Source organism: Streptomyces sp. NPDC051940 (assembly GCF_040680895.1).
Taxonomy (GTDB): domain Bacteria; phylum Actinomycetota; class Actinomycetes; order Streptomycetales; family Streptomycetaceae; genus Streptomyces.
In genome coordinates this window covers 37,190-60,579 of sequence record NZ_JBFAXR010000046.1, presented here as the reverse complement: position 1 = coordinate 60,579, position 23,390 = coordinate 37,190, and the positions used below count along the sequence as shown (strand labels likewise).

Here is a 23,390-nt window from a genome sequence, read left to right as displayed (position 1 = left end):
GTCCACGCCACTCGCGGCGGGGCCGGAGCCCTCCCCCACAGGACCGAACCCTCCCCCGCGCGACCGGACGCTTCCAGCGCGACCGGCACCGTCCCAGCCCGTCCGGCGTTTGAGGACTGAGGCGCGGAGCGCCGAATCGCGCCGCAGGCGCCAGCGCAAACCACACGCTGCAGCGTGACCCGCACTGCTCCCAGCCCGTCCGGCGCTTGAGGACTGAGGCGCGAAGCGCCGAACCGCGCCGCAGGCGCCAGCGCAACCGCACCCCACCGGACCCCGATTGCCCCGCAACCACCAATCAGCTAAGTTGATTCGCACTTCCCACGGCGAGCTGCCGAAAACAAGCCGAAGGAGTGCCGCACCATGGCCGCACACCGCCGACCCAAGCCACCGCGACGAGGCCGACTAGCCGCACTCGCCACCGCAGCCGGCGCCGCCAGCCTGCTGCCGGCACAGGCACACGCCGAGCCGAAGCCCTCCGTGGACGAGGTACGCAAGCGCGTCGCGGAACTCTACGAGGCGGCCGAGGCGCCCACCGAGGAGTACAACTCCGTACAGGAGAGGCAGCAAACGCTCCAGTCCGCCGCGGATCGCGCGCAGGACCGGCTCTCCGCCAAGCAGGCCGAGATCAACGAACTGCGGCGCGCGATCGGCCCGCTCGCCGCGGCCCAGTACCGCGACGGCGCCCTGGACCCCGGCGTGCGGCTGTTCCTCTCCGCCGACCCCGACGCCTATCTGGAACAGGCCGAGATGATGGGCCGCCTGAGCGCCCGGCAGGCCTCCCGCTTCGACGCCCTCCGCTCGAAGCAGCGCGAACTCGCCCAGGCCCGGACCGAGGCCGCAACCCGCCTGGCGGCGGTCGAACAGACCCGCAGGGAGGTCGGCGCCCGGAAGCGGGAGATCCAGGACAGGCTCGCCGAAGCCCAGCGCCTGCTGAACGACCTGACCGCGGACGAGCGGGAGCAGCTGCGCGACGCCGAGGCCGCGGCCGACCGCACCGCGGGCGGCAGCGACAGCGCGGCCACCTACAACGGCCCCGCGTCGGGCCGCGCCCGCACCGCCATCGAGTTCGCCTACGCGCAGCTCGGCAAGCCCTACGAGTGGGGCTCCACCGGCCCCGACTCGTACGACTGCTCCGGGCTGACCGGCGCCGCCTGGCGGGCCGCCGGCGTCTCACTGCCGCGGACGACCGGTGAGCAGTACGCCACCGGCCGCAAGGTCGCCAGGCCGGACCTGCAGCCCGGCGACATCGTCTTCTTCTACTCGCCCTCCCAGCACAACGGGCTCTACATAGGCGACGGGAAGATCCTCCACGCACCGCGCACCGGCAAGAACGTGGAGATCGTGGGCATCGGGACGATGCCGTACTACGGCGCCATCCGCCCCTGAAAGGGGACGCGGCACGCGCGCAGAGACGAGATCGATGAACATCCCCGACCGCCGCGCCCTCCTCCGCGCAGCGCTGGGCGCCGCAGGCACCGCCGCACTCGGCGCCTGCGGCCGCCCCGACGACAGCCCCTCCCTGGTCAGCCCGTCGGGCCCCGCAAGGACACCGCGATCGTGCTGCCGAAGAGGACGCTGTCCGCGTACTTCGACGCCGACAATCCCGGTCGGTGGCTGATGCACTGCCACAACGTCTACCACGGGGAGGCCGGGATGATGGGGCTGCTGGCGTACGAGGGGTGAGGCCCCGGATACAGGAGGAGCCGCATGCGCAGTCCCGACTTCCGTCCCGCCCGGCGCGGACGCCCGCGCGCCCCGGCCCGGCGGGGCGCGGCGCTCGCCGCCATATCCGTGCTGCTGGCCGCCGGCTGCACCACGACGACCGGGCCGGACGCCGCGGACACGCCGCCGCCGGCCGCCGAGTCCTCGCGGTCGCCCGTACAGAAACGTCCTTCTCCTGTCCCCGCGCGGACCGTGGGCGCCCAGATCTCGAAGATCAGCGACGCCCAGTGGGCGCGTATCAAGGGCGCCGGAGTGTGGCGCCCGGGCTGTCCGGTGGGGCGGGCGGGGCTGCGCCGGGTCGACCTGAACTACTGGTCCTTCGACGGCGAAGTGCGGCGTGGCGGCATCGTCGTCAACCAGGACGTGGCCGCGAGCGTCGTGCGCGTCTTCACCCGCCTGTTCGAGGAGCGCTTCCCCATCCGCCGGATGACCCCCATCGAGGCGTACCGGGGGGATGACGACGCCAGCATGCGGGCCGACAACACCTCCGCCTTCAACTGCCGGAGGCAGGGGCAGGCGAACGCCCCGGCCGCCGGGTCGCCGCACGCCAACGGACGGGCCGTCGACATCAACCCGCTGGAGAACCCCTGGAAGGACACGCGCTGTTCGTGCTGGATGCCCAGCGCGAAGGACAGCGGGCGCACCCCGGGGAAGGGCAAGATCCTCAAGGGCGGGCTGGTGTGGCGGGCGTTCACGGCCGAGGGCTGGATCTGGCAGGACATCGACGTACCCGACTACCAGCACTTCGACACCGGCTACCCGTCCAAGCCGTTCCGGGCAACGGGTCCCGCCGCCACGGGGACGCCCGTCGGCCGCTGACCAGGGCCGGCGGCGGGTGAACGCCGCCGGCCCTGGCGCGGTTTCACGCGGTCGCGTGCTGCGGCTCCGCCACGGGCCGGGGAGTCAGCCGGCCGGTGCGGTGCAGCGCGTGGAGCGCGGCGGCGCAGCCCAGCCCGAGGGCGGACAGGGCGAGCCAGGGCAGCGCGGGCAGGCCCGCGGAGCGGGCGGCGTCGAGGGCGGCGCCGGTCAGGAGGTTGCCGAGGGTGATGCCGATCCCGCAGACGGTGTTGTACAGCCCGTAGTGGGTGGCGACGAGACGGTCGCCCGCGAGCCGCACGACGGTGTCCATCTCGAAGGGGTAGGCGATCATCGTGCCCACCCCGAGGAGCAACGCAGCCAGGACGGAGGGGACGGCCGCCGTCAGCCAGCGGGCGGCGCCGCCGTCCGGTACGGGGAGAGCCGTCGCCGCCAGCAGAGGCAGGAAGCCCGCGCCCATCGTCGCCACCCCCAGGACCAGTGCCCGGCCGGGAACCGTATGGGCCCTGCACCACGCCGTCACCCTCGTCTGGCCGAGGATGGTGGCGAGGCCGGAGACCGCGAAGAGGACGACGACCGCGGTGGTCCCCGGTGTCCCCTGCCCGGCCAGCCGCCGGATCTCGAGGGGCAGCGCCAGATAGACCTGGAAGGTCAGCACGTACGAACCGGTCATGGCCAGCGAGAAGAGCAGGAAGGGCCGGTTGCGGGCGATGGCCCGCCACTGGGGCAGCACCCGCCCGCTGGAACCGGATGGGCCGGCCCCGCGGCGCGCCGGCAGCGCCCGGATCTGCAGAATGCCGAGCAGCGCGAAGATCCCGGCCGCGACCAGGCAGGTGAGCCGGAAGTCGAATCCGGTCAGCACCATCCCGACCAGCGGGCCCAGCAGAATGCCCGCCTGGTAGAAGACGTTGAACAGGGCGAAGGCCTCGACGCGCCGCTCCCCGGCGTCCGCGGCCAGATAGGCGCGCACGGCCGGGTTGAACAGCGCGCCGGCCAGCCCGGTGGCCGCCGAGGCGGCGAGCAGCGCGGGCGTCGAGCCGACCAGCCCGAGGGCGGCGAAGCCGACCGTGCGCAGCAGGCAGCCGGCGACGATCAGCGGCTTGTAGCCGAGCCGGTCCGCGAGGGTGCCGCCGATCAGGAACATGCCCTGCTGGCTGAAGTTGCGCACCCCGAGGACGAGGCCGACCAGCCAGCCGGCCAGCCCGAGCGTGCCGGAGAGGTGCTGGGCCAGGAACGGCATCAGCATGTAGAAGCCGAGGTTGATGGTGAACTGGTTGACCATCAACAGCTGGACGCTGCGCTCGTACGAACGCAGCTGCGTGATCGTGCCCTTCACCGCTGCCCCCGGTCCTGCCGGGCGTGCGTGGTGGCGGGCGCGGGGGACGGCGACGGGGCGAGGGGGTCCACGACCGTGGTGCAGCGGGTCCAGCGGACGACCTCCTTCTCGTCGGGACGGCCGATCACCTCGGGTTCCACCGGCGGCGGCGCGTCGAGCAGACCGTGCCGCGCGCAGTAGTCGTCGTCGTAGACGGTGTCGAGATAGCGCTGCGGGCCGTCGGGGAACACGGCCACGATCCGGCTGCTGTCGGGCAGGGTACGGGCCAGCCAGCCGGCCACCAGGGCGACGGCGCCGACGCTCCAGCCGCCGGTGGCGTAGTGGGAGGCCGCGAGCTGCCGGCAGGCCCGGACCGCCTCGGCCGGGGCGACCCAGTGGACCTCGTCGATGGTGTCGTACGCGACGTTGCGCGGATGGATGCTGGAGCCGAGTCCGCGCATCAGCCGGGGACGGGCGGGCTGGCCGAAGACGGTGGAGCCGACGGTGTCCACGCCGACGACGAGGAGCTCCGGACAGAGGCGGCGCAGCACGCGGGAGATGCCGGCCGAGTGACCGCCCGTGCCGACGCTGCACACCAGGGCGTCGATCCGGCCCAGCTCGGAGGCGAGTTCCAGGGCGAGTGGGGTGTACGCGGCGACGTTGTCGGGGTTGTTGTACTGGTCGGGGCACCAGGAGCCGGGGTGGGCGGCGAGCAGCCGGCGGACACGGTCGCGGCGGGCCTGCTGCCAGCCCCCGGTGGGATGCGGTTCGGTGACCACCTCGACCCGTGCGCCGTACGCGGCCAGCAGGCGGGCCGTGGCCGGTTCGAGGCCGCTGTCGGTCACCAGGGTGACCGGGTGCCCGTGCACCTGCCCGGCCAGGGCGAGGCCGAGGCCGAGGGTGCCGCTGGTGGACTCGATGATGCGGCCGCCGGGAAGCAGCACGCCGCGTGCGCGTGCCTGCTCGACCATGTACAGGGCCGGACGGTCCTTGATCCCCCCGGGGTTGAACCCTTCGAGCTTGGCCCAGAAGCCGCGCCCGGCAGGGGTGAGCGGGCGCGAGACGCGCAGCAGAGGGGTGCCGCCGACCAGGCCGGGCAGGGCCGAGCGGGCGGTCGCGTGGGCAGGGGTGAAGGCGGTGCTGGTGAATCGGTGCATGGTGGTGCTCTCGTTCGATGACGGCTCGGTTGCGGGTCATCTCGCGCCCCGGCAGGGCATGCTGCGGCGCGGGGCGCCACGGCGTACGGCACGGGTGCGCGGCAGCCGGGTGTCACCGGCTGCGGACGGGAGCCTCTAGAGACGCCATCGGCAGACGGCGGTCAGCACGGTCCGCCCGGAGCGCACGGATCCCTCGCCCGTGCGCCGGCGCAGGACCGGGAGTACGCAGGCGGGCGCGGTGGCGGCAAGCGTGCCGAGGACGGTGCCGACTCCGGCCGGCCCCGGGGTGTCGCGGCCGGTCTGGACCGCCCGCAGAACGGAACCCGACGCGCAGCCCGGCGCGGTGTGCAGCCACTCCGGCGCCCGCGGCTCGGCGGCGGGAGCCGCCCGCCCCGGCGCCGCGACGCTCACGCCGGCGCCCCCGTGACCCGCCTCCTGGTGCCCGCTGTGCCAGACGGAACACAGGGCCAGGGCCACCACGAACGCCGCCAGCACGGCGGCAAGCAGCCGCTCCGCCGACGGGCGGCGGGCTCCGGCGCGCGGCGCGCGCACGGGGTGCGGACAGCGGAACGACACGGGGCCTCCGTACGACTACCGCGACCAAGCTGTGATCGTGCCGTGATGTTACGCGGTGGGATCCCGGCCGCCGCGTTCATCAACGTCCTGCGCGTCCTTCGGGCGACGGCTTCGCAACCACGTCCGAACACGCCCGCACCGACAGACGACGGAGGCCCAGCCCCTGCCCCCGCCCCCCGCCGTGTCACAGAACCGCCACACCCGGGACGCCGGTGCACGACTCAGCGCACGATGCAGCCTCCGACCAGCAACTCCCCTGGGGGGATCATGCACATCCGCACCACCGTCCTCGGCACCGCCGCCCTGCTCCTCGCCCTCACCGGCTGCAGCAGCGACAGCGACACACCCGGCTCAGCGGCCGACACCAAGCCCACACCGTCCGCAGCCGCGCCCGAGACCCAGGAGAACACCGGCATCCCGCCCGCCCCGACCGGCGCCGAACGAGACGCCCTCCTCGCGGCGATCAGAGACGTCAACGCCAGACTCACAGCCGACGAGGACAAGGCCATCAACGCGGCCCGCAACCAGTGCCACTCCCTCGAAGGCGGCACCACGACCGCGGACCACTCGGCCGCTGTGCGCTTCTCCTACGACGGAATCACGCTCTCGGACGACGACGGAGCCCACCTCAACATCGGCTTGCGCAAGACGCTCTGCCCGGAGACCTGACGCCGGCCTCCGCGCCGTCCCCGGAGTGCGACCGACGGGGACGGCGCGCCAGTCCACGGCGAACCGTGAGGATGTCCGGGGATGTTCACTCCGGCAACCACGCTTTGAGCAGGTGCTCGGGGCCGTACGCGGCCGCGAGCCCTTCGGCTTCGAACCCGCAGCGGGATACGGCGATCAGCGGAGTGTCCTCCGAAGCCCCCGGCACGGCGAGAGCATCCCGGGCCAGCACTGCGAGATCCCGCCGGTCGAACGGGGTGCGCTCGTGCCATTTCACCGAACCGACGAAGCCGATCCCGCGTGCCGGGACGCGGTCCGCCCCGACGAGGTCCACCTCGGGGTTGTTCGTCCGGGGCCACCAGCCACCGACCTCATGCACGTTCGGCCATTGCTCGTCGGGCAGCAGTCGCGCCAGCGCCTCCCGGACCACCGGCTCGACGGCCCGTCCTCGCCATGAGGGCCAGCTGCGCTCGACCGAATCGGCGACCTGACGCCCCCGCCCCCGCTCGACATCCGCGATACCGCGCTCGAAGAAGGCCAGCCACAGCCGCAGGTACGGATCGGCGATCCGGTAGCGCCGGTCCCGTTCGCCGCCCTTGACCGACAGCGGCGTGTCCACCGCGACCAGCCTCTTCTCCACGAGGGACTTCAGCGCGGGGTTGAGCGAACCAGGCGCCAGTGCCCGATCCGCGGTGCCCGCCCTGGCCGCGATGGAGGTGAACGTCCGCTCGCCCGATCCGATGACCGACAGCACGTGCCGCGCCTGCAGCGCGGCCGGGAACTCCGCGGCCAGTGCGCGCTCGGCGGAGACGAGCAGGGGAGACGTGGGGTCCTCAAGGCTGCGGCGCAGGAAATGCTCCCGTGATTCGCCCTCGCGCCACTCCTGCGCGATCAGCGGCAGCCCACCGGTGACCAGAAAGGCGTCGATCGCCTCCGCAGCGGGCAACCCCGCCATCTCCCCGACCTCGTAGGGGGTGAGGGGCGGCAGCTGCATCTCCACACCGCGTTGGTGGAACGGCCGGCCGTACGCGGAGAGCTGTTCCATCATGGCCAGATCGCTGCCGATCAGGATGAGCAGGACCGGTTTCCTGCTCAGCGCCCGGTCCCACGCGGTCTGCAGCGCGCCCTCGGCCACCGGGTCGCCTTCGAGAATCCACGGGAACTCGTCGAGCACGACGATGCTCGGCGCGTCGTCCGGCAGTACGGCGGCGAGCTGGCGCAGCGCGGTGGCCCAGTCCGCCGTGCGCTCCACCCCGGCCAGCAACGACACGTCCGGCAGAGACGACTGCCGCACCTCCGCAAGAAGCAGCTCCCGCTCACGGGCGGGGTCCTCTCCCCTGGTCGCCTGATGCGTGACATAGGGGACGCCGGAGCGCTCGCAGAAGACGTCGACCAGCCGCGATTTGCCCACTCGCCTCCGGCCCCGCAGCAGCAGCGCCCTGCCGCGCTGATCGCCGCGACCCTCCCGTACCCAGCGAAGATGCCGATCCAGGCTGGCGAGCTCGCGCTCACGTCCGGTGAATCCGCCCATGCGCCACCTGACTCAATTCAATCTTACTCAGATCGACCATAGTAACATCCATCCGAGTAATCGCCCGCTCACACAAAGAGACGGAGCCGTCGGCGAGTCCGGACGTGCATCGAGGCAGACAACGACGAAGCGCCCGAACCGACTTGAGCTGGTTCGGGCGCTCCGCTGCAGGTCAGCCCCCTGAGGGGCTCCCGCGATACGTAGGCCGTGTCGGACTCGAACCGACAACCAATGGATTAAAAGTCCACTGCTCTGCCAATTGAGCTAACGGCCCGCGCCCGGCAAGCATAGCCGGGACCCCGGGGCGATCCCGAGCGGATAAGCGTCCGGCGGGCCGCCGGGTCCGCGACCTGCGTGTTCCTTCATCCGAGCAGCCCGCCGGCAAGCCCAATTCGCCGACGGTCGGACCGTCACCCTGGGGAGCCGGCGTTCTTCCTGTTCATCCTCGACTGACAGGCCCAGCGGGCGATCACGCCGACGCCGAAGGCGGCCACGATGGCACCCCAGTCGATGACGTGGGGAAGGCCCGGGAAGAAGCTGAAGAACGCCAGCGTGACGAGGGCCCCCGCCGCGAACGCGGCAATTCCGGCGCGCCGCCTCCGCGTCTCGAACGCGCTGTCCTGCGCCTGCTCCTGGTCGATCATGAATCGCTCACTCCGTGATGTGGTGGCACTGCGTCACTCGCCGGACGCCGTTGACGTACAGATGCGCGCACGCCTTGCCGTATCGCGGCAGCGTCCGGGGTGCGTTGTTGCGCATCGGGTCGATCGTGCACTTGGGGTGGGTCTTGCCGCGTGAGACCTTGTAGGTCTTGTTGTCGGTATTGGCGTAGTTGAAGTCGATACGCCAGTTGCAGAAGCCGCTGCTGAGAGCGCCCACGAAGCCGCAGTCGACTCCCGCGTTCTGGTACGTGATCTTCTTACCCCCGCCCCGGATGACGTGCGTGAACATGCAGCCTGTCGGAACCTTCATCGTCACTCCACCAACGGAGTATTCGAACGTTGCGACGGCCGTTGACCCCACGGCGGTGGCGTGGGCCGGAGCCGGGTTCAACATGAGGAACGCACCCGCGGCTGCGAGTGCGGTGCTGAGTCGCCTTGCCTGCTGAACGGCCATTTACGGCCCCTTCCGCGCGGGAGGTCGCTGTCGCTGATCAGGACCCGCACGTCGACCGATCCGGTTGCGGAGCGTCGATTGCTTCACACCTCTGAGTGACGGCGGCATCGGGCTCCGCCGGTCACCCGCGCCTCACCAGGCACACCGACGGCAGGATCGCCTCAGGAGCGGGTGGTGCGCCAGAGCCCCCTGAGGGCCTCCAGTTCCGTTCGAGGGAAGCGAGCGCCCCACGCGCCTCGACAGGCGCTCTCTCCGTGCGCATCCGCGACCGCGTCGAAGCAGCGGATGACCGTCCGGGAGAGTCGGTCCATCGGCTGCCGGCTGCTCCACACCTCCGCGCCGGCGTTGTCGTGCAGCCTGCCGTGGCTCAGCTCCAGGACGCGGATCGCGACGATGGCGTCCCGTCGTTCGAAGATCCAGCGGTAGGCGGTGGGTTCCGCTTCGAACTGCGCCCGCGTTTCGAACCGACCTGCCAGCTGCCACGTCAGGCTCAGGTCACTCGCCCCCACACCGACAGCCCCTTCACGCCGCCCGCAGCGCTGCCGTGGTTACCGCCGCCAGGCGGTCGAGGTGGTTGCGGGGGGACTCCGTGCGGGTCAGCATCAGGCGCCAGTAGAGCGGGCCCGCCAGGAGGTCCAGGGCCAGGTCGGGGTCGACGCCGGGGCGGATTTCGCCGCGGGACTCGGCGGACTTCAGGATCGCGCGGGCCAGGTCGCGCTGGGTGTGGTGGACCGCCTCGCGCAGGGCGTCGGCGAGTTCCGGGCTGCGGGCCGCCTCGGCCAGGAGGTCGGGGAGGATCTGGGCCGCCATCGGGTGGCGCAGCACCGCCGCGGTCGCCGCGAGCAGTTCCCGTACGTCGCCCTCCAGGCTGCCCGTGTCGGGGACGGGGAGGGGCTGCGCCGTCAGGCCCTTGACCAGGTCCAGCACGATCGGCAGCTTCGACGACCAGCGGCGGTACACCGCCGCCTTGCCGACCCCCGCCCGGCGGGCGACGCGCTCGATCGACAGCCGGCCGTACCCCACCTCCGCCAGCTCCTGCAGCACCGCCAGCCGGATCGCGTCCGTCACCTCCGCGCGCAGCACGGCCGCGCCCGCGGCGGTACGGCGCGGGGCGGAGTCGTCGGGCTCGGCGGCGGCAGGCATACCCCGATCCTATCCCGTACGACGGAACGCTTGCGTTCCATCGTCGTGGCGGGTTAGCGTGCGACAGCACGACGGAACGGTTCCGTTCCGACGTAAAGCGGACGTAAAACAGACGTAGAACAGACGCGAAACCACTGCACCCCGGAGGTGCGCATGACGCTGCTGGAGAAACACCCGGCGGCCCCCTCCCCCGCCGCGGCCCTGGCCGCCGCCCACGGGCTGACCCGCAGCGGCGCCCGGCCCCCGCTGCCGGACTATCTGCGCGGCCTGTGGGGGCGCCGGCACTTCGTCTGGGAGTTCGCCCGCGCCAAGCACGAGGCGCAGTACGCGCAGACGAGGCTCGGCCAGCTCTGGCAGCTCGCCGTCCCGCTGCTCAACGCGTCCGTGTACTACCTGGTGTTCGGCCTGCTGATGCACGCCCGCAAGGGCGTCCCCGACTACATCCCGTTCCTGGTGACGGGCGTCTTCGTGTTCACCTTCACCCAGCGCTCGGTCCTCGCCGGCGTCCGCGCCGTCTCCGGCAACCGGGGTCTGGTGCGGGCCGTGCACTTCCCGCGGGCGGCGCTGCCCGTCGCCCTGGTGCTGGCCCAGCTGCGCCAGCTCGGCCTGTCGATGGTGGTGGTCGCCGCGCTGCTGGTCGGCGGCGGCGCGGTCCCCTCCGTGCGGTGGCTGGAGGTCGTGCCCGCGCTCGGGCTGCAGCTGCTGTTCAACACGGGGCTGGCGCTCGTCTTCGCCCGGCTCGGCAGCCGTACGCCGGACCTCGCCCAGCTGCTGCCCTTCGTCATGCGCACGTGGATGTACGCGTCCGGCGTGATGTACAGCATCAGCCGGCAGGCCGCGGACGCACCGGCCGCGCTGCGGGCGGTCCTGTCGTACAACCCGGCGGCCCTGTGGATCGACCTGGCCCGGGCCGCCCTGATCGACAGCTTCCCCGCGGACGGCCTGCCGCCGTACGCCTGGGCCGCCGCCACGGCGTGGGCGCTGGCCGCGGCCGCGGCGGGGCTCTGCTTCTTCTGGCAGGGAGAGGAGGAGTACGGACGTGAGTGAGCACCCCGGGACCCGGGAACCCGCGCCCCCCACCGTCATCGTCGACGACCTCCACGTCGTCTACCGGGTGCACGGCCCCGGCCGCTCCCGCCGCGTGCACGCGGTGCGCGGCGTGAGCTTCACCGCGTACCGCGGCGAGGCCGTCGGCATCGTCGGCTCCAACGGCTCCGGCAAGTCCACCCTGCTGCGCGCCGTCGCCGGCGTGCAACCGCCCGAGTCCGGCGCCGTCTTCACCGACGGCCAGCCCTCGCTCCTCGGCGTCAACGCCGCCCTGATGAACGACCTCACCGGCGAGCGCAACGTCGTCCTCGGCGGGCTCGCGATGGGCATGACGCCCGCGCAGATCCGCGCCCGGTACCAGGACATCGTCGACTTCGCGGGCATCGACGCCCGGGAGCCGTTCTCGACGCTGCCCATGCGGACGTACTCCTCCGGCATGGCGGCCCGGCTGCGCTTCTCCATCGCGGCCGCCAAGGAGCACGACGTCCTGCTGATCGACGAGGCGCTGGCGACCGGCGACCGCGCGTTCCAGGAGCGCTCGCGCCGGCGTATCGACGAGCTGCGGGCGCGCGCCGGCACGGTGTTCCTGGTCAGCCACAGCAGCCGCACGATCCGCGAGACGTGCGACCGTGCCCTGTGGCTGGAGCACGGTCGCCTGCGGGCGGACGGGCCGGTGGACGAGGTGATGGCGGAGTACGAGGCGTCCACCGGCTGAGCAGGGTCTACGGAGCCTCCGCCACCGCCGCCTCCGGCACCCGCTGCTCCCCCTTCAGGAACCAGTGCCGCGCCGACACCAGCCACCACACACCCGCGAAGCCCAGCACCACCGCGACGGCCACCGGCGCGTAGTTGAAGGTCTCCGCCGTCACCGGCGACACCTGCGGCAGCATGAACAGCACGGTGATCACCGCCACCCACACCACGGCGACGACCCCGATCGGCCGGCTCCACCGGCCCAGGTGCCACGGCCCCCGCTCGAAGCGGTCGCCCTGCAGCAGCCGCAGCAGGGTGGGGATGACGTACGAGATGTACAGCCCGATCACGGCGATCGAGGTCACCGCCGCGTACGCGGTGATGTTGATCAGGTACGGCAGTCCGAGCACCAGCGCGCCCAGCGCCGCGAGCCACACCGCGTTGACGGGCGTGCGGGTGCGCGGGCTGACCTGGTTCCAGACGCGGGAGAAGGGCAGTGCGCCGTCGCGGGAGAAGGCGTAGATCATCCGGCTGTTCGCGGTGACGGAGGCCATCCCGCAGAACAGCTGCGCGCCGATGATGACGAGCAGCATCGCCTTGCCGCCGGTCGCACCCAGCGCGTCCAGCAGGATCTGCGCGGGCGGCGCCCCCGTGGGGGACGTGCGGGCGGTCTCGTAACTCTGGATGGCGAAGGTGAAGCCCAGCAGCAGCACGAAACCGGCGACCCACGACGTCCAGATGGACCGCACGATGCCGCGCGGACCGGCGACCGCCGCGTCGTGCGTCTCCTCGGTCATGTGGGCGGAGGCGTCGTAGCCGGTGAAGGTGTACTGGGCCATCAGCAGGCCGATGAGTACGACGTAGAAACCGCTGGAGAAGCCGGTCTCGTTGACGAACTCGGTGAAGACGAAGGACGCCGACTGGTGCGAGTCGGGGGCGAAGGTGAGCGCGCCGACGATGACGGCGACGCCCAGCACGTGCCACCACACGCTGATGCCGTTCAGCAGCCCGATGATGCGCACGCCGAAGGTGTTGAGGGCGCCGTGCAGGAGCAGGATCGCGGCGAAGAGGAGGATGATCCACCCCTCGGTGACCTCGAAGTCCCACTGGAGGTTGAGGTACGCGCCGAGGAACGACGCCGCGCCGAAGTCGATGCCGGCGGTGACGGCGACCTGCCCGAGGACGTTGAACCACCCCGTGAACCAGGCCCAGGCGGCGGCCTGCCGGGGCGGCGCGAGACGTCGGGCCCAGTAGTACAGCCCGGCGGAGGTGGGGTACGCGGAGCAGACCTCGGCCATGGCGAGCCCGACGAACAGCGTCATCAGGCCGACGGCGACCCAGCCCCAGGTGATCACGGCGGGGCCGCCGGTGTTCATGCCGAAGAGGTAGAGGGTCATACAGCCGGAGAGCACCGAGATGATGGTGAACGACACGGCGTAGTTGCCGAACGCCGACATCCGGCGGGCGAGCACCTGGGTGTAGCCGAGCTGCCGCAGCCGCTCCTCGTCGGCGACGGGGGCGGCTGCGGCGGCGGTGGCGGTGGGCGGGTCGGACGCGTCCCGGGGTTCGTGGGTTGTCATGCTCCCAGCGATGCCCAGGAGGGCGGGGTGACACGCATCACAATAGGAACACGTGCCGGGGGCCGGGGAATCCGGCCCCCGGCGCGGGTCGTCACAGGTCTTGGCGCTCCGTACGAGAACTCAGCGACAGCAGCACGGAGTCCTTCACCGCGCCCTGGTACACGCGCACCTCGTCGAGGTGTCCGTCCAGGAACCCGCCCCACCCGGCCGCGGTGAGCGACCGTCCCAGCTGCAGGGTTCCGTCCGCGGCCCACTCGTGGTCGTCGGAGACGTGGGCCCGGCCCGCGAGATATCCGCCGAGATACAGCCGGATCTCATCGGCGCCGTCGTCGTAGACGACCGCGACATGGGTCACCGGTGAACCATCCGACGACGTGACGACCGTACGCTCGGCGTCGGCCGCGTCCTCGTGCGCCACGACTGCCTGCCACTTGCGCAGGGCACTGTCGTAGCGGACCTCGACGGCGTTCGCGTGCACACCGGGTACGGACAGCACACTCATGTCCCGTTCCGGAAATCTCGGGAGCCGGACGTGCGCGGCCAGGGTGTAGCTCTGGTCGGTCGCGACGACCGGACCGCCGGTCGCGGCGTAGTCCCCGTCGCCGTCGAAGATCAGGTCGCCCTTGCCGACGAGCGGGGTGATCGCCGGCTGCGGCTCGCACCACGGGTCCACGTCCCAGTCGCACTCCTCCGGCTCGGTCGGCTTGTCGAAGACCGACGTGTCACCGCCGAGCACGAGTGGCGCGCCGCCGCCGTACTCGGGGCTTTCGCCGTTCGCGGCGGTGTTCACCTGCCAGTAGGCGGTCCGTTCAGCGGTACGGGCGGCGGCGTAACCGATCTCCTTGCCCACCAGCACGCGGTCCCACAGACCCACCTGCGCCAGCTCACCGCGGAAGGTGTGGCCGTAACCGTCCTCGTCCCGCGAGCGGCCGATCTGCAGATCCCCGCTGACCGGCGTCACCTCCGCGCCCTCCACCGAGTCCACGGCGCGACCGTTGACGTACAGACGGACCGTCTTCGTCACGGCGTCGTACACACCCGCCAGATGGGCCCACTCGCCTTCGTCGGGAGTACCGCCGACGGCCCGGAAGGCGGGCTCGGCCTGCCCGTCCCCCACCGCGAAGGCCCAGTGCTTCGCACCGGTGCCGTCGGTGAAGGTCCCCAGCGTGAAGGCAGGCTCGTCCGCGCCGTTCTGGCTGACGGCTACCGTGTCCGAGCCGAGCGACGCGGGACGCACCCAGGCGCTGACCGAGAAGGTCCGGCCCGGGTCGACGACCGAGGCCTTCGGGGTGAGGTACGCCCCGGAACCGCCGTCGAGCTCCACGGCGCCCGGCACCTCCGTACCGGAGGGCGGTTCGGCGCCGAAGGTCACGCCCTTGCCGGCGGTCGCCGGTGCGGCTCCCTGGTCGTCCGCAGCGGTGGATGAGCCCGCCGGGTCGGCGAGCTGCCAGCGGGCCACCGGCCGGCGGGGCTGGCCGATGTTCATGTCGTAGTACGTCGTCGCGCTGTGCCGGCCCGACCGGTCCTTCGCCCAGACCTCGAGAGTCGTGGGGCCGCTGTCCTGCGGCATCCAGCTGAACTCCACAGGTCCGCCCAGCTCGTCCGGACTGATCCTGTGCCACGGCTCACCGGTGAAGTGGTACTCGTAGGAGACGACGTCCTCGGACGGCGAATCCACCGTGAAGTCGCCCCACACCCCGACGCCGTCCACCCAGAACACGTCGGCGGGGAACTGCTCCGAGGTGACCACCGGCTGCTCCGGGTTGACCGTGTCGATGACGAACTCGCAGGCACCCGCGCCGTTGTCCGAGCTCCACGGGCCCCACAGGACTCCGTCGTAGCCGCGGACGCGCCAGCTCAGGACCGTACCGGCGGGCAGTCCCTCGATCTGGTCCCAGGTGGCTCGCTGCCCGCTGGACAGGGCCGCCGAGGTCAGACGCGTGAGTACCTGACGCTCGCCGTTCGCGTCGGTCCACGACACCTCGAACTCGGCCCGGAGCCCCAGCCATTGCGCATCGGCCGGGTCCCGGATCACGGCGAGCAGTCTCGGGGTCGGATCCGAGGTGTACGGGCGGGCATCACCGGCGACGCACGGCGTGTCGAGGTCGAGGGCAAGCTCCGTGGTGAGCGGCTGATCAGGCGGAAGGTTCTCCGCCGCCGTGGCCGTCGCCGGTACGGCGAGCAGGCCGAGGAACGCGGAGACGGCCAGTGCGACAGCTCGCACGGACCGCGGGGGACGCAGCATCGAACACCTCACATGTCTACAGGGTTCTTCCGGAACGTGCCGAACGGTCAGAACAGCTTCAGCGTGGTGGTCCACCCGGTGCCGAGCTTCGTCCGGCCGCCGAAGGTCCCGTTGCCGTTGCCCGAATTGCGGTAGAGGTTGCCGTACTTGTCGCGGGAGACGAGGTCCGCCTTGCCGTCGCCGGTGATGTCGCCGACGACGACGACGTCCTTGTACGAGGCGCCCCAGTCCGACCACAGGACGACGCCCGAGCCGAGGGTGCCGTCGGCGCGGCCGTAGCAGCGGTAGAGCTTGCCGGTCGTGCTGCGGGCCAGGACGTCCCCGATGCCGTCGCCGTTCAGGTCGCCGGCGCCGACGATGTGGGTGAAGCCCGACCAGCTCGTACGGACCACCCTCCGGGCGCCCAGCTTCCCGTCCGCCGTGCCCGGGAAGAGGTACAGCGTCCCGGTCTTCGCGCCCCGGGCCAGCAGGTCCGGACGGCCGTCACCTGTCATGTCCTCCGGCGACGTCAGTGCGTTGTACAGCTCCCAGCCCGTCCCCAGCGACGTGTACGGGCTGGCCGTCCTCACCGCGCCCTTGCACTGCCCCGAGTACTTGCGCAGGGTGCCGGACGAGGACTTGACCAGCACGTCGTTGCAGCGGTCGCCGTCCAGGTCGCCGAAGGGGACGAACACGGACGTCGTGGGCCAGCCCGAGGCGCTCGTGGCCAGCGACGAGTTCACCTGGACCTCCTGCGCACTGAGCGTCCCGCCGGTGGTCAGGGTGAGCAACTCGCCCGTGCCGTCGCCGTCGTAGTCACGTGGGGCGGTCTTGCCGCCGAGGACGGCCAGCGGACCGCTCGCGATCGTACGCAGGCCCGAGCCGTCGCCCAGGTCCGCGGACAGCGTCCAGGTGTGGGGTCCGCCGACGGGGACGGCGCCCTGGTCGTCCTTGCCGTCCCAGGTGAAGCCCAGCTGCGCGTTCTGGCGCGTGAAGCCGGTGAGCGTCCTGACCACCCGGCCGCGCACGTCCTTCAGGGTGAGCTTCGCGGACAGCGCGGGCCGGCTGAGCAGCCAGGTGCCCTGCCAGGGGGTGGACGCGCTGACGTCCACATCGGTGGGGGCCTGCGCGCCGGCCAGGGTCACCGGGGAACGGGGCACGGTCACCGGCTTGATGTGGATGCGCTGCTGCGCGTCCACGAACGCGACGTGGCCGCCGTACTTGTCCACGGTCCAGTTCACCCCGCGCCCCTGCGAACCCGCCTGCGGGAGATCGGCGAACGCGGTGGTGGCCGGAGCGGTGCCCGCCCCGAGGTGGAAGTCCGTCAGCAGCAGCCGGCCCGCGGTCGCGTCGTGGCGTACGAGGAAACCGTCGCCCAGCAGCGCCTCGCCGGTGGGCACGGCGACGCTCTTCTTCAGCTGCTGGTCGTACACCCCGGCCTTGTTGCCCGAGGCGCAGTACCAGTACAGCCAGCGGCCGGCGGCCTGCAGCTCGGTGGGCACGCACCCGGAGCCGAGGCTGACGGCGGTGGAGGTCTTCCGCGTCACCAGGTCGTACGAGTCGACCGTGCCGGTCGTGGCGGCCGGCTTCCACAGCTTGTTGCCCCAGAGCGCGGCGGCCGTCTTCGTACGGGTGAGGAGGACGCTCGTGCCCATGTGCATCTCGAAGTCGCCGATGTACTGCTTGCCGTCCGAGCCGTTGACCACGACGTACCGGCCCGCGGCGTCCACGAGCGTGCTGCCGCTCGGTACGTCGACGGTGCTCATGCTGTTGAGCGTCAGCGGGCGTATGGCGTGGGGGCCGTCGAGGTAGGCCGAGTGGCCGTCGGCGAGCGTCCGCACCGGACCGACCGGGTCCGGCATCCGGAAGGCCAGCCGGCGCTCTCCGACGGCGGGCGTTCCGGTGAGGGCCGTGTCGTACTCGTACAGGCCCTTGACCGGCGAGCCGTCGGCCTTCGACTGGAAGCTCAGCCGACCGCCGCCGAACGCCAGCGAGTTGATGGTGGCGGGGATGCTGGGCACGGTCTGCATCGTCGTTAGCTCCGGGGCGCCGTCCGCCCCGACGGTGACGCGGCGCACGGCCCAGTCCGTGGATCCGCTGCCTCCCGTGGCCAGCACGCTGCCGTCGGGTGCGGTGGGGAGGTACCAGGTGGAGTAGCGCAGCAGCCGGTGCACCTCGGTGCCGCCTATGCGTACGGCCTGGAGTTCGCCTCCGGGTACGGTCGCCATCGCGTCGTAGAGGAGCGGATGGCTGAAGACGAGCCAGTCACCGACCACGGCCGTCCGGGCGGGCTTCCACTCCCCGCCGCCGGGGGGCGTGAGTTGGGTGACCACGGGAGTCGCCGAGGGGTTGTCGCGCGGCACGGTCGCGACCTGGTCCTCGAACGTCGGACTCGACAGCAGATAGTCGCCCGCGAGGATCGGTGTCCGGTCGGCCATCGCGGCCGGGATGAGCTGGACCGCGGCGGTGGCGTAGTCGAGCAGGTAGTACGCGGACTTCGTCAAGTCGTCGGTCCTCATACGGATGATCGCGCCGCGGGCGTCCTGGGTGTCGACGAGTCCATACTGGTTCCACCCCGCAGGAAGGCCGGTGACCTGGCGCTCCCGCACCTCGCCGCCGGCCCGGGTGAGGATGGACATCCCGGTCAGGTTGCCGTCCACGTGCGTGGCCGTCACGACGGAGTCGTCCGTGAAGGCGCCCGACCAGAACTGGCCGGCGCCCAGCTGGAACCCGGTGACCTCACCCGTCGCCAGATCGCGGACGCTCACCACCCGCGTAACCGTGTCGAGCTGTGCCCGCAGACCCGAGTGGGCCGCGCTGTGGTCGTCCCCGACGGACGCGTCGACCGCCCGCGTCCCACCGGTCGCGTAGTCGGTCCACAGCGTGCCGGTGCTGCCCTCCTGGGTGTGCAGATAGCCCGTCGCGCCGGCCTCGGAGATGCGGTCGTCGCGGGGGATGTAGCGCGCTCCGGCCGGGATGATCACCTCGGCGGGGGCGTCCGCCGCCTGCGCGGCTGGCGCCACGAGGCCGGTGACCACGGCGCCGGCGGCCAGCGCGGCGGCCAGCATGCGGCGCGGTCGGCGCAGTCGGATGTGCGACAGCATCAGAAGACCCCCTTGTAGCCCTGCCATCCGGTGGCGATCTTCACGCGCCCGCCGAACGTCCCGTTTCCGGTACCGGCGTTGCGGTAGAGGTTGCCGTACTTGTCCCGGACGACGAGGTCGGCCTTGCCGTCGCCGGTGATGTCGCCGACGACGACGACGTCCTTGTACGAGGCGCCCCAGTCGGACCACAGCACCACACCCGAACCGAGGGTACCGTCCGCCCGCCCGTAGCAGCGGTACAGCTTCCCGCCCGTGCTGCGGGCCAGCACATCCCCGATGCCGTCGCCGTTCAGATCCCCCGCCCCGACGATGTGGCTGAAGCCCGACCAGCTCGTACGCACGACCTTCCGCGCACCCAGCTTCCCGTCCGCCGTCCCCGGGAACAGGTACAGCGTCCCGGTCTTCGCACCCCGGGCCAGCAGATCCGCCCGCCCGTCACCGGTCATGTCACCCGGCGACGTCAGCGCGTTGTACAGCTCCCATCCCGACCCCAGCGACGTGTACGCGGAGGAGGTGGCCAGCTTGCCGCAGCGCGGCTTGTACGCCCGCAGCGCGCCGCTGCTCAGCCGCACCAGCACCTCGTTGCACCGGTCGCCGTCCATGTCACCGAACGGCACGGCGGTGGCCGAGGTGGGCCAGCCGCCCCCGGAGAACTTGGCCTGGAAGCCGCCCGTGCCCGTACCCACCTGGAAGGTGAAGGTGCCGTAGCTGTTCAGCGTGAGCAGGTCCCCGACGCCGTCCGACCAGATGTGGTCGTGGCGTACGGGCAGCCCCCCGCTCACGGACACGGTGCCCGACCTCATCGCGGGCGCCCCCTGTCCGTCCGCCGGGCTGACGGTCACCGTCCAGGTGTACGAGCCGTTGGCCACCGGCTTTCCGGCCGCGTCCTTGCCGTCCCAGTCCGCGCTGACGAGCCCCTGCCCGCCCGTACTCCCGCTGATGGTGCGCACCACCGCGCCCGTGGCGCGGCTGCGGAACGTCAGCGTCCAGCCGGAGCCCGGCTTGGACAGCTGCCACCGGGCCCGCCACGGCACCGTCGCGTTCTGCACGTTCACGAACGTCCCCGCGTCCCACTCCGTCACCGCGATCGGCTGGGTGGGCACGCCGGAGGGCGCGAGGTGGACGCTCTGGTCGTCGGCGATGTACGCCACCGGGCCGCCGAACTTGTCGACGGTCCAGCGCACTCCGCGCGCCCCGGAGCTGAGCGTGTCGACGACGCGGGTGGACGGGGTGCCGTCGGCGAACTCCGTCAGCCGCAGTTCGTGCGAGGCGCTGTGATAGCTCGCCAGATAGCCGTCGCCGAGCTGTGCGACGTCGGTGGGCACGGAGAACGATGTGCCGCGGTTGCGGTCGTAGACACCCGCCGTCTGGCCGGCACCGCAGGACCAGTACATCCAGCGGCCGACGACCTGCAGCTCCTTCGCCACGCAGGGGGCGCCGGTGAGGACGGTGGTGGTGGTCGTCTTCTTCTTCAGGTCGATCGCGGAGACCTTGCCGGGCGTGGTGGTGCTGGGGGCCCACAGCTCGCTGCCCCAGACCGACGACGCGGTGACCGACCGGGTGAGGATCGGCAGCAGATCGAGGTGGACGGCGAGATCGCCGATGTACTGCTGCGCCGGGTCGGCTCCGTTGACGATCGCGTAGCGTCCGGTCACCTCCGTGAGACGGCCGCCGGAGGACGGGGCGCGGAAGAAGCCCGCGTCGTCGGTGGAGATCCCGTCGTCGACCGTGGTGTCCTCCGGCGAGGTGCTCACGAACACCGCCCGGCCGTCACCGGCGGATGTGTAGGCGGGCTGTCCGAACTGCCAGTTCACGATGGTCTTCGGGCCGACCCCGAGGCCCGGTCCGGTGGTCGTGATCTTCCGGGTCACGTAGGTGCTCTGGAAGTGGCCGTCCGCGTCGGCGGTGGCGAACGTGCCGTTCGCAAGCGAGATGCTCTGCAGCCGCGCGGGTACGGGCGGCACGTCCGCCAGCGCGGTGGGCGTGGCGGTGTCCGGCGCGATCGTCCGCAGCGCCCAGTGCCCGGAGTCGGTCCCGCCGGCGACGACCAGCCGGCCGTCGGCGGCGGTGACGAGCGTGGTGGCGGCGTGCCGCAGCACGTCCACCGGCTGGGTGCCGGTGGAGGAGCTGCTCAGGGTCACGGACTGGAGGCGCATTCCGCTCTGGTCGACCAGGTCGGGCAGGCTGCCGGACAGCAGTTTCCAGGCGACGAACACGGAGTCGCCCGCCGCGCCGACGACCGGGTTGGCGCCACCCTGCGGCGGCACGGTGCGCTGGGTCACCGCGGCGGACAGGTCGGCGCGCGGCACCCAGGAGAGTGTGGTCCCGCCGGATGCCCACACCAGCCGGGTCGGTGTCAGCGTGACCTGCGAACCGACCGCCACCGGCCCCGCCGTGAAGGCGCCCGTCTCGAGATCGACCAGTCCGAATCGGGAACGCTGCTCGGTGTCGGCGTAACGGACGACGGCCTGCCGGGCGTCGGCGGCCAGGACCGCGGTGACGGTGTAGCCGGCCGGGGCGGCGACCTCCGCCACCGCTCCGAAGGACTCGGCGCCGTCCCACGCCAGCAGGTGGTGGGTGTACGCACCCGCCGCACCGGTCCTGGTGAGGACGCGGTTGCCGACGTATCCCACCGCCGTGTGCCCCTCCGGGAGGGCGAACTCGTAGGAGGCGCCCGTCTCCAGGTCGGTGGCCCGCAGCGGCAGTGTGCTGCCCTGGCTGATCACCGTGTCCGTGGCCCCGAAGAGCCAGGTGCCGGTGATGACGGGCGAGGGCGAGGCCAGCGGCACGGGCGCGGCGACGGTGGTGCCGTCCCACCGGGTCCACAGCATCCCGCTGGTCCCCTCGCGCTTGTGCAGCACGCCGGAGACGCCCGCGCCGTACAGCGCCTCCGCCCTTGGAACGTAGCGGTCGTTGGCGAACACCACGTGCTCCGGCACGGGCTCGTCCGCCGCCGCGGCGAACGGTGCCGGGGCGGCGCCCGCCGCGACGGCCGCGGCAAGGGCGGCGGCCACGGTGGTGCGCAGACGTGCACGGCTTTGTACGAGGGCGCGACGGCCCATGGCTTCCTCCGGGAAAGAGGTCATGCGATCTTGGAGTAGTACTTCCAGGCCGACGCGGTCAGCTGCTTCTTCGCGTAGAACCCGCCCGCGTGGTCGGCGTTGAACAGATAGCCGGCGCCGTCCGGGGTCCGGGCGATGATGTCCTGGCGCCCGTTGTGGTCCATGTCGCCGCTGCCGGTGATGATGTCGAACTTGTTCCAGCCCGAGCCGACCTTGGTGCGCGGCTCGAAGCCGCCGCGGCCGTTGCCGCGGTACAGCCAGAGCACACCGTTGCCGTCCCGGGCCACGACGTCGTTCCTGCCGTCGCCCGAGTAGTCGCCGCGGCCGGCGATCGCGGTGTAGTACTTCCAGGTGGCGACCTTGGTACGGCCCGACAGCGACCCGTCGGCCAGGCCCTTGTACAGCCACACCACGCCGTCCTTGTCCCGGGCGAGCAGGTCGGGCAGGCCGTCGCCGCTCAGATCACGGGTGGCGACGAGCCGGTTGAACTTGTTCCACCAGTCGCCGAGGTTCTGCCGCGAGGCCCTGTCGACCCCGGTGGTCGCCACATGGGTGAGCCGGTAGAGCGTGCCCGCCGGGGTCTTGGCGAGCCAGTCGCCCTCGCCGTCGCCCTTGAGGTCGCCGAACTGCGTGGTGAAGACGTAGTTCCAGGTGACCGCGTTGCCCGTGCCGTCCGCGCTGCAGCGGAGCTGGCACACGTCCAGCAGCACGTTCTCGTAACTGCCGCCCGGCTCACGGCCGATGACCATGCCCAGGGAGTCGTCGCGGTGCTCCACCTCGCGGCTGAAGCCGGTCATCTGCCCCCGGAACGCCGGGACGCTGGTGTACAGCCGCACCCCGCCCTGCACGCAGCCGGTGCTGGCGGTCGCGGAGATCCCGATCAGCTTGCCCCCGGCCACCAGCGCGCCCCCGGCGTCGCCGAAGCACTGGTCGTCGTCGGCGACCGGCGGGGCGCCGGGCGCGGGGACGGTGCACAGGGTGCCCCAGGGGAGCGCCCGGCCGAGCAGCGAGGAGCACTCGGCGGCCGACTTCACCACCACGGCCTCTGAGTGCCGGATCCGCGGCGCGTCCTCAAGGTCCAGTCCGGCCCAGGAGTGGAAGGTCGCCGCCGAGCCCGCGTCGTACAGCGAGGCGTCGGACGACGAGGCGAGGACGGCCCGGCCGAACGACGAGGGCGTCGACCGGACGAGCATGGACCAGTCGGCACGGCGGCTGGCCTGGTCGTAGCGGGGGTGGACCCGGTAGACCGTGCTGCCGCTCCCGGATTCGAGAGTGCCGGTCTCCTGGTCGTAGAAGTACTGAACGCCCGTATCGATCTTGCCCGTGTAGCAGTCGGCCGGGGCCAGTACCCGGGTCCGGGTGAGCGCGACGCCCGTACAGGCGCGATGGCTGTCCCCGCCGTCGAAGTACATCGGCACGAGCCACGACGGCACGCTGTCCGCGGCGTGGGCGCGCTCGGGCGCGGCGCCGGTGAGCAGGCCGGCGAGTACGGCACCCGCACCCACTGCCGCGACGGCACATCGGACGAACGAGCGGCGCACACGCCCGCGCGCGAAACGACTCATGAGACCCCTCGGTACTCCCGGCAATCGAACCGGGTACGACGACGCACACCGGAACGCCGGCGGCGTGCTGTGC

Annotated in this window: 18 protein-coding genes, 1 tRNA gene and 1 pseudogene; 6 read left to right on the top strand and 14 right to left on the bottom strand. The window is 72.0% G+C overall.

All coding sequences use genetic code 11. The features are described from left to right. The first annotated feature begins 360 nt into the window (after positions 1-360). The 3 genes and pseudogenes from AB0M28_RS19610 to AB0M28_RS19600 all read left to right on the top strand — a co-directional run bounded on the left by AB0M28_RS19610 (position 361) and on the right by AB0M28_RS19600 (position 2,541). Entirely contained in the window at positions 361-1,386 is a 1,026-nt protein-coding gene (locus AB0M28_RS19610; protein WP_365406071.1) for an NlpC/P60 family protein, read from the top strand. A gap of 147 nt (positions 1,387-1,533) precedes the next feature. Then, positions 1,534-1,683: pseudogene (locus AB0M28_RS19605) on the top strand (multicopper oxidase domain-containing protein); the annotation flags it as partial. A 24-nt stretch (positions 1,684-1,707) separates the two neighbouring features. Next, a complete protein-coding gene (locus AB0M28_RS19600; protein WP_365406068.1) occupies positions 1,708-2,541 on the top strand; it encodes a M15 family metallopeptidase in 834 nt (277 codons plus the stop codon). A 43-nt stretch (positions 2,542-2,584) separates the two neighbouring features. On the opposite strand, the gene AB0M28_RS19595 is transcribed toward AB0M28_RS19600, so the two are convergent. From AB0M28_RS19595 to AB0M28_RS19585, 3 genes are all read right to left on the bottom strand, one after another. Next, on the bottom strand, positions 2,585-3,874 hold the full coding sequence (locus AB0M28_RS19595) for an MFS transporter (RefSeq protein WP_365406065.1): 1,290 nt from the start codon (positions 3,872-3,874) through the stop codon (positions 2,585-2,587). Further along, entirely contained in the window at positions 3,871-5,010 is a 1,140-nt protein-coding gene (locus AB0M28_RS19590; protein WP_365406062.1) for a PLP-dependent cysteine synthase family protein, read from the bottom strand. The genes AB0M28_RS19595 and AB0M28_RS19590 overlap by 4 nt, the downstream gene beginning before the upstream one ends. A gap of 135 nt (positions 5,011-5,145) precedes the next feature. Then, on the bottom strand, positions 5,146-5,586 hold the full coding sequence (locus AB0M28_RS19585) for a hypothetical protein (protein ID WP_365406059.1): 441 nt from the start codon (positions 5,584-5,586) through the stop codon (positions 5,146-5,148). A gap of 267 nt (positions 5,587-5,853) precedes the next feature. Between AB0M28_RS19585 and AB0M28_RS19580 the strand changes: the two genes are divergently transcribed. Further along, the gene (locus AB0M28_RS19580) at positions 5,854-6,255 is read left to right on the top strand and encodes a hypothetical protein (RefSeq protein ID WP_365406057.1); all 402 of its coding nucleotides are present in this window, start codon (positions 5,854-5,856) and stop codon (positions 6,253-6,255) included. An 85-nt stretch (positions 6,256-6,340) separates the two neighbouring features. Here the strand turns inward: AB0M28_RS19580 and AB0M28_RS19575 are convergent, their stop codons facing one another. From AB0M28_RS19575 to AB0M28_RS19550, 6 genes are all read right to left on the bottom strand, one after another. Beyond that, positions 6,341-7,783, bottom strand: a complete 1,443-nt coding sequence (locus AB0M28_RS19575) for a DUF234 domain-containing protein (protein WP_365406054.1) — start codon at positions 7,781-7,783, stop codon at positions 6,341-6,343. A gap of 201 nt (positions 7,784-7,984) precedes the next feature. Next, a tRNA-Lys gene (locus AB0M28_RS19570) sits at positions 7,985-8,057 on the bottom strand. A gap of 136 nt (positions 8,058-8,193) precedes the next feature. Beyond that, a complete protein-coding gene (locus AB0M28_RS19565) occupies positions 8,194-8,427 on the bottom strand; it encodes a hypothetical protein (protein ID WP_365406051.1) in 234 nt (77 codons plus the stop codon). Positions 8,428-8,434: 7 nt separating this feature from the next. Further along, positions 8,435-8,755 (bottom strand): hypothetical protein, encoded by a 321-nt coding sequence (locus AB0M28_RS19560; protein WP_365406049.1) that lies wholly within the window; start codon positions 8,753-8,755, stop codon positions 8,435-8,437. 305 nt (positions 8,756-9,060) lie between these two features. Beyond that, entirely contained in the window at positions 9,061-9,408 is a 348-nt protein-coding gene (locus AB0M28_RS19555) for a hypothetical protein (protein ID WP_365406048.1), read from the bottom strand. Between the two features lie 13 nt (positions 9,409-9,421). Continuing rightward, positions 9,422-10,042, bottom strand: coding sequence for a TetR/AcrR family transcriptional regulator (locus AB0M28_RS19550; RefSeq protein ID WP_365406045.1), 621 nt, complete (start codon positions 10,040-10,042; stop codon positions 9,422-9,424). A 153-nt stretch (positions 10,043-10,195) separates the two neighbouring features. Here AB0M28_RS19550 and AB0M28_RS19545 point away from each other — a divergent pair, with 153 nt between their 5' ends. Further along, the gene (locus AB0M28_RS19545; RefSeq protein WP_365406043.1) at positions 10,196-11,089 is read left to right on the top strand and encodes an ABC transporter permease; all 894 of its coding nucleotides are present in this window, start codon (positions 10,196-10,198) and stop codon (positions 11,087-11,089) included. Continuing rightward, positions 11,082-11,804, top strand: coding sequence for an ABC transporter ATP-binding protein (locus AB0M28_RS19540; RefSeq protein ID WP_365406040.1), 723 nt, complete (start codon positions 11,082-11,084; stop codon positions 11,802-11,804). The genes AB0M28_RS19545 and AB0M28_RS19540 overlap by 8 nt, the downstream gene beginning before the upstream one ends. A gap of 7 nt (positions 11,805-11,811) precedes the next feature. Here the strand turns inward: AB0M28_RS19540 and AB0M28_RS19535 are convergent, their stop codons facing one another. The 5 genes from AB0M28_RS19535 to AB0M28_RS19515 all read right to left on the bottom strand — a co-directional run bounded on the left by AB0M28_RS19535 (position 11,812) and on the right by AB0M28_RS19515 (position 23,257). Then, entirely contained in the window at positions 11,812-13,362 is a 1,551-nt protein-coding gene (locus tag AB0M28_RS19535; RefSeq protein WP_365406037.1) for an amino acid permease, read from the bottom strand. A gap of 91 nt (positions 13,363-13,453) precedes the next feature. Then, entirely contained in the window at positions 13,454-15,586 is a 2,133-nt protein-coding gene (locus tag AB0M28_RS19530) for a LamG domain-containing protein (protein ID WP_365406034.1), read from the bottom strand. 68 nt (positions 15,587-15,654) lie between these two features. After that, positions 15,655-18,690 carry an FG-GAP-like repeat-containing protein gene (locus AB0M28_RS19525; protein WP_365406031.1) on the bottom strand — a complete coding sequence of 1,012 codons (3,036 nt, stop codon included), beginning with the start codon at positions 18,688-18,690 and terminating at the stop codon, positions 15,655-15,657. Then, a complete protein-coding gene (locus tag AB0M28_RS19520) occupies positions 18,690-21,776 on the bottom strand; it encodes an FG-GAP-like repeat-containing protein (protein WP_365406028.1) in 3,087 nt (1,028 codons plus the stop codon). The genes AB0M28_RS19525 and AB0M28_RS19520 overlap by 1 nt, the downstream gene beginning before the upstream one ends. After that, entirely contained in the window at positions 21,773-23,257 is a 1,485-nt protein-coding gene (locus tag AB0M28_RS19515) for an FG-GAP-like repeat-containing protein (RefSeq protein WP_365406025.1), read from the bottom strand. The genes AB0M28_RS19520 and AB0M28_RS19515 overlap by 4 nt, the downstream gene beginning before the upstream one ends. Positions 23,258-23,390: the final 133 nt, after the last annotated feature.

What these genes read in the sequence shown, in the direction of transcription:
- AB0M28_RS19525 (WP_365406031.1), bottom strand. Translation starts at nt 18,690, where the DNA reads ATGCTGTCGCACATCCGACTGCGCCGACCGCGCCGCATGCTGGCCGCC.
- AB0M28_RS19560 (WP_365406049.1), bottom strand. Translation starts at nt 8,755, where the DNA reads ATGAAGGTTCCGACAGGCTGCATGTTCACGCACGTCATCCGGGGCGGG.
- AB0M28_RS19590 (WP_365406062.1), bottom strand. Translation starts at nt 5,010, where the DNA reads ATGCACCGATTCACCAGCACCGCCTTCACCCCTGCCCACGCGACCGCC.
- AB0M28_RS19545 (WP_365406043.1), top strand. Translation starts at nt 10,196, where the DNA reads ATGACGCTGCTGGAGAAACACCCGGCGGCCCCCTCCCCCGCCGCGGCC.
- AB0M28_RS19600 (WP_365406068.1), top strand. Translation starts at nt 1,708, where the DNA reads ATGCGCAGTCCCGACTTCCGTCCCGCCCGGCGCGGACGCCCGCGCGCC.
- AB0M28_RS19550 (WP_365406045.1), bottom strand. Translation starts at nt 10,042, where the DNA reads ATGCCTGCCGCCGCCGAGCCCGACGACTCCGCCCCGCGCCGTACCGCC.
- AB0M28_RS19520 (WP_365406028.1), bottom strand. Translation starts at nt 21,776, where the DNA reads ATGACCTCTTTCCCGGAGGAAGCCATGGGCCGTCGCGCCCTCGTACAA.
- AB0M28_RS19535 (WP_365406037.1), bottom strand. Translation starts at nt 13,362, where the DNA reads ATGACAACCCACGAACCCCGGGACGCGTCCGACCCGCCCACCGCCACC.
- AB0M28_RS19575 (WP_365406054.1), bottom strand. Translation starts at nt 7,783, where the DNA reads ATGGGCGGATTCACCGGACGTGAGCGCGAGCTCGCCAGCCTGGATCGG.
- AB0M28_RS19580 (WP_365406057.1), top strand. Translation starts at nt 5,854, where the DNA reads ATGCACATCCGCACCACCGTCCTCGGCACCGCCGCCCTGCTCCTCGCC.
- AB0M28_RS19565 (WP_365406051.1), bottom strand. Translation starts at nt 8,427, where the DNA reads ATGATCGACCAGGAGCAGGCGCAGGACAGCGCGTTCGAGACGCGGAGG.
- AB0M28_RS19610 (WP_365406071.1), top strand. Translation starts at nt 361, where the DNA reads ATGGCCGCACACCGCCGACCCAAGCCACCGCGACGAGGCCGACTAGCC.